This window comes from Pirellulales bacterium, assembly GCA_035499655.1.
Lineage (GTDB): Bacteria > Planctomycetota > Planctomycetia > Pirellulales > JADZDJ01 > DATJYL01.
Window position 1 is genome coordinate 1 of record DATJYL010000134.1, and the last position, 13900, is coordinate 13900.

The window sequence follows — 13900 nt, forward strand, 5'->3', positions numbered from 1 at the left end:
CAAAAACGCGCCGGAATTGACAGTGACTTTGCCGGTGCCGGTGGCAGAGCCGGTGCTACCGTTCATCGCCGACAACGTCCCGACAGACACAATGGTATTGCCGCTGTACATGCTGGAAGTGCCGGTCAATCGCAGCGAACCAGCGCCGGCTTTGGTGAACGGGCCGGTGCCTGCGATAGCGCCGCCATACGTGCTGTTGAAGCCGTTGGTGTCGAACGTGCCCCCTTTGTCGTTTAAGGTAATGCCGCGATTGGAATTTAGATTGATGCCGGCTCCCAATTGCAATGTGCCGCCGGTAAACGTAATGTTATTGGCCACCGCCGAACCCGGCACCGCGCCCAGGCTGCCCGTCGTGGCGCCTTCGGCCGAGATTTTCGTAATGCCGTCGTTCAAATAAGTGTTTCCGGTATAGCTGCTGTTGGCGCTGGTCAGCACCAAGGTTCCGGTGCCGCTTTTGGTCAGTGCGGTGGCTGTGCCCAGCGCGTTGCCATTCGTGGTGTTGTCGATAATCGCCGAGTCAATTTCGAACAGTGCGTTCGAGCCGGCGTTCGGATCGGCGTAGTCGATAATCATCAAATCGTTGCCCGAGCCGCTGCCCGGATTACCCCCTTCCAGCGTGCCGCCGGTAATGGTTCCCTTATGATTGGCATAGCTGCCGGTCACCAAAATACCGCCGGCGCCCACGGTGAGCGAATCGGAGTTGCCCATAATAATTTGATGGCTGTTGCCGCTATTGAACCGCAGGGTATTGACCGTTACAGCCCCCAGGCCCGTGATGTTGGCATTGTTGGTGCTGGTGCCGTTGACCACGTCAACATTTTGGGCCGACGTGCCCAGCGAGGTATCGTTGCTATTGGTGTAAGCCGCATACGCTGTCCCGTTGCCGCTGGTGCCCGCTGCTACAAACCAACTTTGAGTAACCGGATTATTGGGAATCAGTGATCCGCCGGGCGAATTGCCGGCCGTCGTCGTGGTATACGAGATCCACGGAACTACGCCATTGACATTAAAACCGGTCGGCAAGCGGTAGCCGCCATTGTTGGATGTATTGGCCCCTGTACTACTTGTAATAGCGTCTGTGAAGTTTACCGTCCCCCCGACCGCTCGTGTCCCCTGAGTACTGCTAGACTGAACGATGGTGCGAGCGCTCGACCCTCTCGATTCCAGGAAGCTGGTATCTCCAGCCACGGCATTCAAAGTGCCTATCGATTCCACGTAGGCATAGCTTCCGTTACTGCCGCTCAATCTTGGACCGCCAATGACCGAAATCGTACCACCGCCGGTGTACACGTTTCCGACGGGGACACTGACAGCGGTACCTTGAGTGCTGGTTGAAGCCCCCGGCATGTTAATGCTCAAAGTGCCGTTATTCACGGTCGTGTTGCTAATGGTGTTCCCGGCTGACGAAATAGTCAACGTGCCGGTCCCGTTCTTAACAATCGATCCGCTGCCGAGAATGCTGTTGTTATTGGCGGTTGCCACCGATGTAGTGCTGGTGGTGCCAAACACGGTGTTGCCAGCACCGGCAATCGTTAGCGTGTTGCCACCAAGACTAGTTGTGATTCCCGTCTCGCCAGTCCCCGTAAAATCAACAATGGTAAGCGTCCGCCCGCTAGCCACGTTCCAAGTTTGACTGGCAGTTAGCACCAGCAGGTCATTGAGCGTCAGATTTTGCGTGGCCGCCGACATGTCGATGCCTGAGGCCCCTAAATCCAACGTGTTGGTGTCGTCGGAGGTGCCGCCGATGGTGACCGCTGCGGTGGGATTTACAACGACGATTCCCAACCAGCTAGTGGTGGTCGGGGGCGTGCCGTTCAAAATGAACGAACCGCCCGCGCTGAGGCTATCCCACTGAGCAATATCAGTAGCGGTGGGCGCGTTTGCAGCCGGCGCACCCAGAGTGAGATCATACCAATTGGCAGCCTGGCTTAAATCGGCGCCGCCGCTGTTTTCGAATACGTCGGCGCGGGCCAGAGCGCTCAAAAGCGTGAACGAGAGTGCAATGCCCACGGTCCCCATTGCCAAGAATGAAATTCCGGGTTTCGACAATTTTGTCTTACGCATGCACATACTATTTCCTCGTTATAAATTAATGGTGCCTTCGCGGAGAGTCCCCTCTGTTTTGCGGCGGAGGCCGAATGTTCCCCGTGCCACTTTTCGTCCAGTAGCAAGACGAGGAAAGATGGCGCAGCATCACCGACCCCCTCCGGTGTGCAGAATTACCAAGTACTATAACCAGGGACTCAAAATAAAGCCAGGATTTTTTCGAAATTAGACCAATTCGGGCTGAGATTTGAATTTTAAGGGAGGGCCATTGTGCATATACCCGGTTTGCAGGTTGAAAAAATCACTGAATTAAAAACCGCCAAAGGAATCCCAAAAAAAATCCTTGCGTTGCCCCCACCCTTTGGTATCATGTGTAACACTACCAGAAAGTCGGGTCCGGTGCCTCGAGATGTATTGCTGTAGTCCCCTGCAATGCGGCCGGGAGTATTGAAAGACCTGGACTGGCTATTTTTAATTATCAACCGATCTGCGAGGCAAGGCTCGTGAGACAAACAAAGATTGGCCATATTGGCCTGCTTGGATGGGGCGTGTTGTTGGCTAGTTTGGCCTTGATGTTGGCATGGCCGGCGGCCGCGTGGGCAGAATTCATTGCAGGCTTTCCGGACGCTCCTGGCGGGTCGGAGTCGCACACGAACATTGACATTACAAACTTTAGCCTATCGGTTAGCTATAACGGGTCGACGCATGTGATCAGCGCGACCAGTCTGTTCGACTATGACGCATGGATCAATGACGGTAATGAAGAACTTGATGGAACGGGCGATCTTTCGTTGCAGGTGACGATTGATCCTTCAAACGGTAATCCTCTCAACGGCACAATGTCTATAAGCGGTGATGCTTATGGCGGAAGTGCTGGGAACCTGTTGACTGGAACGATTTCGCAATTCGGGTTTGCATTACCGGCCGATGCAATGGCCGATCAGAGTTCGGAGCATTTCCAATTCATTTTCAATACGACGAGCGGAGACTTGGCATCGTACTTTCCATCGATTGCTGTGAATATGACAGCAGTGAATTTGCATTCCAACGGCGGATCGTTTACGACCAACGGGACTTTCGCGACGTCTTTTGGTAGCACTGGCTATAGTGCCCAAACGGATACCTATGCCGCGCCCACGCCCACGCCCACGCCAGAACCCGCTACACTCACGACGCTTGGATGTCTTGGGATTGTGGTATTGATCGCTAGGTATCGAATTCTTTGTGGGACGAGAATGCTTTGCTGGGGCCCTCGGGGCTAAACAGCTATGGAAGCGATGGGGCCAAATGCCACCCTTTGAATATACAGCTTGATTTACCCGTAATTGCATTTCGTCTTTATCTGTCTTTCATTCCAAACCTTCTTCTATCGGGGGCTGGGCCATGTCCTTCCGTCGGGCTGAACGTGTTTCTACATCGCTACGAAATCGGCGGCACATTTCATCATCCCGATTATCACGCGCTCGGCGTCCACTCGTTGAACCGTTGGAAGATCGTCGGTTATTAACATTGTTGGGCGTGTCTCCATCGTTCCCGATCGTGCAGTTCGATAGTACGGGCGTCGTCGATTACAACGCTTCGACGAATGTTTTTAGTATGACGGGTTCGCCGCTGTCGTTTAAGTCTAGCGCCTCCTCGCCGATCCAGCCGATTACCTCGCCGCGTAACGTATCGATTCAAATCGACGTCGATAATTCGGGGAAACTCATCAACGATGGGCAATTGGTCGATTTCACGGTGACGGGAAACATTCCGGCGAACCCGTCGCTGAGCGGCACGCTGTTGACCGGCAAGATTATCGAATTTGGCTATGCGAACACGGGTGGCGGCAACAGCGCGTTCGATTTTGTTGCCATTCCGCTTGGAGGAACGCTGTTTTCGATGTATGCCGGCCAGGATGTGGGAATTACGGAAGCCAGCGAAAGCACGACCAACAGTGTGCCTTTCACGGATTTTACGACTAACTTTCATACCGGAGCTAAGGGCACCATAGGAACAATTCCGCTTGCCACGGGAAACATCGCTGGAACGAAATATACCGACATCACGGGCGATGGTTTTTCCAGCGATGATACGCCGCTGGGGGGCGTGACAGTTAATTTGTATTATGACCTAGATCAAAGTGGCACGCTCACTGCCGGCGACGGACCAGCCATTGCCACGACTACCACTGCCGGGGATGGCACGTACAGCTTTAATAATTTGTTGCCCGGCACTTATTTTGTCCAAGAGTCTGTGCCGAGCGGCTACACACAAACCGGCGGCGGCACTTATACCGTGAATGTTACCGCTGGAAGCACATCGACGGGGAACAACTTCGACGACTTCCAGAACATCAACATTAGCGGGACGAAGTTCACCGACCTCACCGGCAATGGATTTAGCAGTGATGATACGGGCCTGGGGGGCGTGACGATCAATCTGTACAAAAATGGCGGCTCCAGCCCGGTGGCTTCCACCATGACGGCCAGCAACGGAACGTACAGCTTTACAAATTTGGGTCCGGGCTCTTATAGCGTGCAAGAAGTGGTGCCGGCCGGCTACACGCAGACCGGCGGCAATGCCGGCTACAGCATTAGCGCCACCAGCGGGACGAATTCGACGGGGAACAACTTCGATGACTTCCAGAACATCAACATTAGCGGGACGAAGTTCACCGATCTCACCGGCAACGGCTTTAGCAGCGACGACACCGGCCTGGGGGGCGTGACGATTGATTTGTTCTTGAATGGCGGCAGCACGCCGGTGGCTTCCACCATGACGGCCAGCAACGGAACGTACAGCTTTACCAACCTGGGACCGGGCACGTACAGCGTGCAGGAAGTGGTGCCGGCCGGCTGGACGCAAACCGGCGGCGTGGGAGGCTACAGCATTAGCGCGACTAGCGGCGGTAATTGCACGGGGAAGAATTTTGACGATTTCCAGAACATCAGCATTAGCGGGACAAAGTATAAGGACATTACGGGCAACGGCTTTAGCAGCGACGACACCGTCCTGGGTGGTGTGACGATCAATCTATACAAAAATGGCGGCTCCAGCCCGGTGGCTTCCACCGTGACGGCCAGCAACGGCACGTACAGCTTCACGAATTTGGGTCCGGGCACGTACAGCGTGCAGGAAGTGGTGCCGGCCGGCTACACCCAGACCGGCGGTGTGGGTGGCTACAGCATTAGCGCCACCAGCGGCGCCAGCTATACCGGCAAGAATTTCGACAATGCTCCGAATAACATTACGATCAGCGGCACCAAATACAACGACCTGACGGGCAACGGATGCTCAAGCGACGATCCAGGTTTGGGCGGCGTCACTATCAAGCTATATAAGGATGCTAACAACGATGGCGTGTTGACCAGTGCCGATGGCAGCGCGGTTGCTACGACCACCACGGCATCCAATGGCACCTACAGCTTTAGCAACCTCGCGCCGGGAACGTACTTTGTTCAGGAAGTGGTGCCGTCCGGTTATATCCAGACCGATGGCGGGCCAAATGGCTCGGCGGGAAACACCTACTACACCGTCGTAGTGCATTGCAGCCAAAGCTACACGGGCTACGACTTTGATGACTTTTTGATCCCCACTTGTACGCCCAAGTGCTACAGCTTTAGCGTTACGAATAGCAGTTGTTCCAAGACAGTCAGTGACCTCCGAGGCAACACCGACCAAGGGGACACCGTTACCGTTACCTTCACAACCGGCAACATGGCCGACACACTCACGTTGGTGAGCTATATTGCGCCGGGACCGGCGTTCGACAGCACGACGGCCTACCAGCAGCAGATTTTTGACGAGGCGACCGGCACGTTCGCGGCCAACGGGACCTACACGCTGACAGTGCTTATCCCGAACTGCGATTATCAGATCGACTTCGTTTGTGGCTCGGCAATCAACGAATTGGGGCCGCCGACGGATTGCAACGGCAATCCCTACGGTCCCGACAGCAGCAATATTTTCTATTCGGCGCAAAGCCGGCTGCTCAGCGCCGACAACGACGGTACTGGCACGCTCAAAACCAAGACGGTTGCCTCCGGGGACTTTGGTACGACTGCCCTTTGGAGCAGCACGAACGGCCAGAACCTGATCAAAAAGTTCGACAGTGGAGCTAACTCTACCGATTTAGCCCAGTGGCTTGCGACCAGCTTCCCGAATTTGTACGGCGCCGGCGCCGGCAGCCATTCATTGGTGAATTCCAACGGAACCTATTTTACCACGACCCAAGTGGCAGCCGCATATTCCAAGTTCAGCGGCGGCGATCAGCAGGTGTTCTCTGCGGCCCTGTCGGTGTACGCCACCAGCATCGGTCTGGAAGGCTCCACCGGCGCCAGTTATGCCAAGAGCACCGTAGGCCTTACCACGTCTCTGTACGGTTCGGCCATGGATACCGTCAACGTGGGGAGCAACGGCGCGGCCTTTGGCGTTGCCAACAATACCACGTTGACCGTAATGCAACTCCTGTCGTACCTCAATGCCAATACCAACGCCGGGTCGTCAGTGAGCTCGGGAGCCAGCTCGATCTTCAGCAGCATCAACGCAACCGGTAATGTGAAGAATGCAACCTTAGACAACAGTGGGCTGGCGTATACGCCAGCTCAAATCCGGGCCGCTTACGGCATTTCCAAACTTAGCCTGGATGGCAGTGGTCAGACCATCGCGATTGTCGATGCCTATGACGACCCGAACATTGTCCAGGCCGTGGATACATTCGATACACAATTCGGAACGACATCTTCCGGACCATCACTCTACGACCAGTATGGCCCGGCAACATCGTTCTTGACGGTGGTAGGCCAGGACGGCGATCCTAGCTCGCTGCCAGGCGCCGATCCGAGCGGCAGCGGCATTTCGAACTGGGAAATGGAAGAAACGCTCGACGTGGAATGGGCTCATGCCGTGGCGCCGGGAGCCCAAATCATCCTGGTCGAGGCCAATAGTGCGTCGGTCGACGATCTGATGTCCAGTGTGAAGACGGCCGCTAACCTGCCCGGAGTGTCGGTCGTATCCATGAGCTGGGGCTTTGTGGAAGGTCTGTCGGTTGTGGCCCAAGACGAGGCCATGTACGACAGTTACTTAACGACACCAGCCGGCCATCAAGGGGTGACATTCGTGGCCAGCACTGGAGACTACGGAGCAGCCATCCCGCAGTATCCTTCCTTCTCGCCCAATGTCGTGGCGGTTGGTGGCACCTCGCTGCAGATCAACTCGGACAACTCTTACAGCAATGAATCGGGCTGGGGCGCTTATGCGAGCGACGGCTCGGGAACATTCCTTGGCTCTGGCGGCGGCGTCAGCCAATTTGAGAACGAGCCTACTTTCCAGGACGGAGTCCAGACCACAGGCTTCCGGACGACGCCCGACGTTTCCTTTGTAGCCGATCCGTCCACGGGCGTGTGGATTGCCGATACGTACAATCTCCCCAGCGACAATCCGTGGGCCATCGTAGGTGGCACCAGTTTGTCAGCTCCGGCCTGGGCAGCCTTGGTGGCGCTGGCCGACCAAGGACGAGTGTCAGCGGGGAAAGATACCCTCGGCTCTGCCGGTTCCAGCGAGGCCCAAACGGCCCTCTACAGCGCCTCACAGAGCGATTACAACAACATCGCCAGCGGCAACAACGGTTACAGTGCACAGGCTGGCTACAATCTGGTGACCGGCTTGGGAACTCCTGTCGCAAACTTGCTGGTCACAGACTTGGTTGCCTACAACGGTGCGCCGATGAGCAGCAGTGCGGCTGGCCAGCAAATGATGAGCGGCTCCGGACTCGTGTATGCCTCCACGTTCGATGGTGGCAGTCTAGCCGGATCGGAAGGTCTAGCGAACGCTGTCGCTGTTTTCAATTCCGAATTGGCGGGTACGTCAATGTCGGGCCTGGGAGAGTTTTCCGGAATGCAGCCGGAGTTGGCAACGGCCGTGCCAAGTAATTCGAGCCGGGCCACAGGGTCAGCAATTTTCCCTGTTATCGAGCCGAACTCCTCTTCCATTTCAATGACCGATGTCGTCCGCGATGCGACACTAGGCCCCGCCTATTCCAGCTTCTCGGGAGACTACATGAGCGGCTTTGGGACATTGAGCAGTGGCCGGGACGATGCGTTTGCCACCGGAACGGATCTATCGTTCGCTGGCAGGACGGCGCTGGAGGGCAATTCGGCGGCATTGCAAGCGATCTTCGCCGATTGGAACTCTACTGGCGACTTCGCGCCGGGCATGCAGAGCATCTTCGAAGGCGCCGACAGCGTGACGCTTCAGAGCGACAATTACTCGGTCAGCGATGATACGTTATTTGACGATCAAGCAGTTGACTACTTGAACGGCTCCTCGGACCAGGATTGGACGCTGGCCCGTGTCAATGCCGGCGCCGTCGATTCGGTTGTTGCGGACGATTCAGTCGCCGATCATTCCAGCGCCACCGCGGCCAGTCCCAAAGCGTGAGGTCACGCCTGTGTGCGGTCATCGCGAATCGCAAGACGAACGCGCTGACCTTGGAAAAATCCGGACGCAGCGCGACGGTAGAGCGGCTGCTTCAATCTCTTGTACTCCAGTGCTGCAAGGCTGGCACACCTTGCTCCGGGTTGCAATGCGATGCGAGTTTGATTTTTCTGCTGCACCAACTGTTGTAAATGCTGAAGGTAGCCGTCGTAAAGTTTAAGTCGGGGCGAGGAGATTTGAACTCCTGACCTCTTGCACCCCAAGCAAGCGCGCTAATCCAGGCTGCGCCACGCCCCGCGATCTAATTTCTGATTCTTCCGTCGTTTCTACCTTTGAGAATCGACTCCACAATTCCACCGAGTGGGGTAGTTTTGGTGGATTTCACGACTTCCGTGGTTCCATGGCAGAGGGCTATCTTAACGCCACCCCTGCACACTGTCTAGATTCGACCGCGGACGATCTTGCTCGCGACGCCTGCAATCTGCAAGTCTCGAAGATTTCCAGAGCTGCGTGGCATCAACCAGAAACCACCAGTTGCCAAAAGGCGGTTCAAAAGCAATGCATTTCACCTGTGGCAAATCAGGCTGCAATCCGCGCAGGAAGACTTGCAGAGGGGAGAGTTTCCAAGAGATCGTTTATCTCCCGCGGCACGGCTAGCGCTGCGCGCCGGAGATAAAGGTTTATCATTCCTGCCAGGGTGCGGATGATAGCCGGCTGTCGATAACTCCGCCGGTTGCTGGGGAAATGGATATACGGATAAGGATTGGCTTCCCACACTACCATTCGACCCTCCCGATCGTAGCTGTAATCAAAGGCGACGAAATCCAGACCCAAAGCCTTTCGGGCTGTCTGTAGTAGTTCGTGATTTGGATCGGCGAGATTGGTATACGTTATTTCTTCGTCGCGCAGTGCAGCCGTTTCGATGGACTCTGTTCCCTTGACCTTCCATCCTTTGCTGACATGCATGCTTTGGGGAATGCCCCAATCGCCTGCGGCAATATAGCGATATTTACGATATAGTCCATCGTGCTGACTTTGCACCTCGATCAACTCGATGGCTACAGGGCGGGTAAATTGCTCCAGCGGCAGTTGTTGGAACTCGGCGCGCGTATTGGCGCGGCACACCAGGCCGCCATGTCCCCAGTTCTCGCGCACAAGTAGCGGCAGCTCCAGACCACCGTGCGTTTCACGGAACTCCAGCACATCGTGAATCAGCGCTGTTTTAGGAGTGCGAATGCCGACGCTGCCGATCAGCCGCGCACCTGTTGACTTCGCAGCGCTCGTGAGCCGATCGACGCGATTGATCACCGGAATCCCCAGCATATCGCACTGGGCTGCCAATTCGTTAGCCTGTCGATAAGCTGCTTGTGACCAATTCTGCACCGGATCTTGCAACCAAGGAATTTGCAGTAGGTAACGAGAATTTGGGCGAATGCGAAAAGGAATGGTGTGCAGCTCGAACAGCGCACGCACCTTGGGAAAGTTTTGTTCCAGCCAGTGCAGTACAATATCGTAGAAAAACGGTGTCTTGCCCGGATGCCGCACTACAAGGAAGCGTTGGTCCGCACGGGCAAACAGTCGGTTTTGTAATGAATCGTGCCAGGCCAAATGCAGGTGCTTTGCCCCAGTTTTCAAGAATTTTCGCAGAGCAGACCGTTGGCGCACGTGGGCATTCCTCGCAGTCAGAATCCAATTGAGCTGATTAGGCGTTGGGACAGCCGTCAATCATCACCGGCGCCGCTTCGCTCAACGAGCAATAACTTCCGTTTCCACGAATTGCTGCGTGGTCATCAGAGAATGCTCATCGTTGGTCACCTCATGCCGGACGAAGTGATTGCAAACGGCAGTAGGATTCTTCCAGAAATCATCGACCAGAGATGGATCGATGAAGACGATAGAGCCCCCTTCTTGGTTATCGACCGACGGTTTGCCAAAATCAACGGCGCGAATCCACGCCGCGAGCCGATGCCACCACTTCTCGGGGTCAAATCAATAGTGATAGCCCGAAATGCAGCAGGCCGCAGCAAGGTTCAACTCATCATCGGGACTTTGGCGGGCCGCATTCGTAGTGAATAATGAGGTATGCGAACAACCTCACGAATACAATTACGCAGAATACTCGAATTGGCGAAATCGCCTGTCTTGGCTATCATGTCGTGCATTCAGTTCCTGCTTCAATATTTGCGGGCTTTTTGCAAGGATCACGAATATTAGATCGGGCGATTTAACGATCGGTTCTATAGGCCGAAAGCGGCTCAAGGAACATCGTGCTAGCTAAAATCGCCAAGCTCCAAACGCGGTATTAAACCGACGCCGAGATTTCAAGGAAGATTATATGGCGCGTGGATTCCGATTTTTTCTTTACAGCCAGCACTTGGCAGGCATTGGACATTTTGTCCGGACCAGCGAAATCGCTAAATCGCTGGCCCGACGCCATGAGGTGTATCTTGTCGACGGGGGACGACCCGTGCCGCACGAGATAACTTCGGCCAAGGTAACAGTGCTTTCGTTGCCCCGCATCTGTCGTGGTGAACGCGGAATTGCCGCCTTTGATTCCGACGTGTCGGTTCCTGTGGTTATGGAAAAGCGGCTACAAATTCTCAAGGCCGCGATAGAGCTGTTTCGGCCCCACGTGATCACGATCGAACATTTTCCGTTCCGAAGATGGGAGTTGTTTTCTGAGATTGTCCCCTTGATTGTGCATGCGCGGATCATCGACAAACGGGTAAAAATTGTCGGCTCATTTCGCGATATTCCGGGAAGCTCTCGCTTCGATCCAGAGACCAAACAACACGAAAGCGAAGTCTTGCAAGTCCTTGATGAGTACTTCGACAAATTGCTAGTGCATTCCGACCCACGAGTGATGCGGTTAGAAGAGCAGATCGCTGTGGCTGGCAAATTCAATATTCCGCTGGAGTATACCGGGTATGTTTCGCAGCGCGGAGACGCCCAACAGCGTAATCGAAACAAGAGACGGGTGGATCAGCGCCGCGGAACTGTGATTGTCAGCGCGGGCGGTACAGGAAACATGGCCTTGCTGAACTGCGCGATCGACTGCTGGAAGCTGTTGGTCTCACGAAAGGCGGTTGGAGATCGCATGCTGCAGGTCTTTCTGCCGCTTTCATCGCATGCACAAGACGTAGCTGCTCTCCAGCGGCGGGTCGCTGACAATACTTCCATTCGTCTGTTGCCATACAGTTCCGACTTTCTGAATTGCATGCGGACCGCCGACTTGTCGATCAGCCACGCCGGCTATAACACCTGCACCAATGTCCTCGAAACGCGATGCCGTTCCATTTTGGTTCCGAACCTTCAAATGTCCGATCAGGGTCAGCGTGCTCGGCGTTTTGCCAAGCGTGGTTTAGCGACGACCATTGACCCGGCCGATTTGACTGCCGAGCGGCTGGCCACTACCGTCGTCGAGCAACTTCAGAAGCCGACTCTCCAGCACGACATCAATCTGGACGGAGCGAGAATTACTTCCGACATTTTGGAACAGATTTGTGCGGAAGAACCCGCCGCAGCGCAACATCTGGAAGGAGCGCAAGCCATTCAAGCGGCATGACCGATGAGCAAATCACAGCGATAGCCGGTCGTCGCCTAATTTGAAAAATGTAGCGGCGTCTAAGCCAATAAAAAGGCCCTCGGACCGCAGGCGGCCCGAGGGCGAAGGAGTGGCGGGGGCGGGATTTGAACCCACGACCTCGAGGTTATGAGCCTCGCGAGCTACCGGACTGCTCCACCCCGCGTCATGTTTGAAGTCGCTCGACTCGACAATTCTCCCACAGCAGCCATGTCGAGCGTGAAGTGTTTTCACACCGTGGCAAGCCATCAATTATACCACTCTTCTCACGGGAGTCGAGGCCTAATTTCAGTTGGAGCGGCGGTTTCGAACTACGATTATTTCACGGCTCGATTATTTCGTCGCCAGCCATTGCAGCACCAATAGCGCCACGGCTTGACGCGGCAGCGTCAAGTGCAAAACCGCCTGGCCGTTCTCCACATGCACGGTTTCCGGTAAGCCGAATTCCGCCAGTTGGCCGGCTTTTTCTAGCGTCCTGTATTGTTCGGCGGTGGGCTGTTGCGGCGAGCCCATTTTTTGCCAGGCGGTAAAGCTGTTGCTGTGATCTGCGTCGATGCGAAATTGCTGGACGCGCGATTCGCCGGTGGCGATGGGCAGGCCGCTACATGTCAGTTGCACATCAGCATCAGGCCCGGGCAAATCATCATCGTGATAGTGCCACACCATAACACACAGCCTGTTTGCGTCCAAACTAGCCAGCGCGGAAACATCGGGCAAGTCGCGGACGCCGTTTTTCAGCATCTCGGCCAACGGCACAGCAGCGTCGCTATCCACGGTCAAACGCTGTCCACTCATCTTGCTGAACATGCGAAACACATTGAGCACAGGCAAATCGATGCCGCCGCTCGCCAATTGGCGGAAACCGGCAAACAGCGGCTGATTTTCAAACTCGAACGCCCAGGTCAGCGCTCCTTCCAAATTCACACCATGTTTTTCGGCCAACTCGATTTTGCGAGCGAAGCTGGCGGCGGTGTAGCTGGAATACATGGTGCCGTTGCGGTAACCCAATTGCGGGCCTTGGCAGGCGGCGCAACCGTCGGGGTCCGATTCGCCAATCACGATTGGCTTTTCTTTCAATTCCGGGAACGAAGCGATAATCGCGAATGCCGAGTCGATATTGCGCAGTTGGTTGGCGATGCCCATTCGCACGTGGCCATCAACAAACGTGGGAGAGCCTTTGGCGTGAAAGGAAATGAAGTCGATCGGCGTGCCAACGCCGCCGGTGGCCGCATTGTTGCCGCGTAGGCAGTGTTCCAGAAAATCGCGGAGGAATTTGTTGCCGCCGCCGGCTGAATCGGGCCCGCCCACTTTGGCGGTCGGTAATGCTCGACGCACGGCATCCACAGCGCGATCGTGCAACTCGAAGAATTGTCGCGGCGTCCCTTTCCAGTAGCCGATGTTCGGTTCGTTCCACGTTTCCCAATACCATTGATTAACTTCATCCCGGCCATATTTTTCCACGCAATGCGTGGCCCACTGGAAAACCAGTTCGCTCCACTTGCTGAAATCTTTCGGTGGGTAGGCCCAGCCTGTGAAAATGTCATTATATTTGGCGGTCGGATCCCAATGATGCTGATATGGCTCCGGGTGAGTCGAAATCGCTTCGGGCATGAAGCCGATTTCCACGTACGGCCGGACGTTGCGTTCCAGATAGGTGTCGAAAATGTGATCCAGAATTGTCCAATCGTATTGCGATTTACCGTCGGCATTTTCGCGGTAGGCGCCGGTCGAGCCCCATTTCAACGCCGGCGTGCCATCACCCGTGCACAGCAAGTTGTGCGCGCGGAAATAAACCTGCGGCGGACCAAGTTGACCGAGTTCACCAATCAACTTTCGGCCATCTTTCATGGTGGC

7 protein-coding genes and 2 tRNA genes are annotated in these 13900 nt (G+C 55.4%); 4 read left to right on the forward strand and 5 right to left on the reverse strand.

Annotated features, from left to right (window positions below):
- The coding region (locus VMJ32_09400; protein HTQ39234.1) for an autotransporter-associated beta strand repeat-containing protein at positions 1-2064 on the reverse strand (2064 nt) is incomplete at its 3' end.
- 485 nt (positions 2065-2549) lie between these two features.
- On the opposite strand from VMJ32_09400, the gene VMJ32_09405 reads away from it, so the two are divergent.
- On the forward strand, positions 2550-3308 hold the full coding sequence (locus VMJ32_09405) for a hypothetical protein (GenBank protein HTQ39235.1): 759 nt from the start codon (positions 2550-2552) through the stop codon (positions 3306-3308).
- Positions 3309-3564: 256 nt separating this feature from the next.
- Entirely contained in the window at positions 3565-8466 is a 4902-nt protein-coding gene (locus tag VMJ32_09410; GenBank protein HTQ39236.1) for an SdrD B-like domain-containing protein, read from the forward strand.
- A 218-nt stretch (positions 8467-8684) separates the two neighbouring features.
- On the opposite strand, the gene VMJ32_09415 is transcribed toward VMJ32_09410, so the two are convergent.
- Positions 8685-8760, reverse strand: a tRNA-Pro gene (locus tag VMJ32_09415).
- A gap of 282 nt (positions 8761-9042) precedes the next feature.
- Complete coding sequence (locus VMJ32_09420; GenBank protein HTQ39237.1) at positions 9043-10098, reverse strand: hypothetical protein; 1056 nt, start codon at positions 10096-10098, stop codon at positions 9043-9045.
- A 30-nt stretch (positions 10099-10128) separates the two neighbouring features.
- Here VMJ32_09420 and VMJ32_09425 point away from each other — a divergent pair, with 30 nt between their 5' ends.
- Positions 10129-10539 (forward strand): hypothetical protein, encoded by a 411-nt coding sequence (locus tag VMJ32_09425; GenBank protein HTQ39238.1) that lies wholly within the window; start codon positions 10129-10131, stop codon positions 10537-10539.
- A 259-nt stretch (positions 10540-10798) separates the two neighbouring features.
- Positions 10799-12028 (forward strand): glycosyltransferase, encoded by a 1230-nt coding sequence (locus VMJ32_09430; protein ID HTQ39239.1) that lies wholly within the window; start codon positions 10799-10801, stop codon positions 12026-12028.
- A gap of 110 nt (positions 12029-12138) precedes the next feature.
- Here the strand turns inward: VMJ32_09430 and VMJ32_09435 are convergent.
- Positions 12139-12212 (reverse strand) — tRNA-Met (locus VMJ32_09435).
- Positions 12213-12379: 167 nt separating this feature from the next.
- The coding region (locus VMJ32_09440) for a hypothetical protein (GenBank protein HTQ39240.1) at positions 12380-13900 on the reverse strand (1521 nt) is incomplete at its 5' end.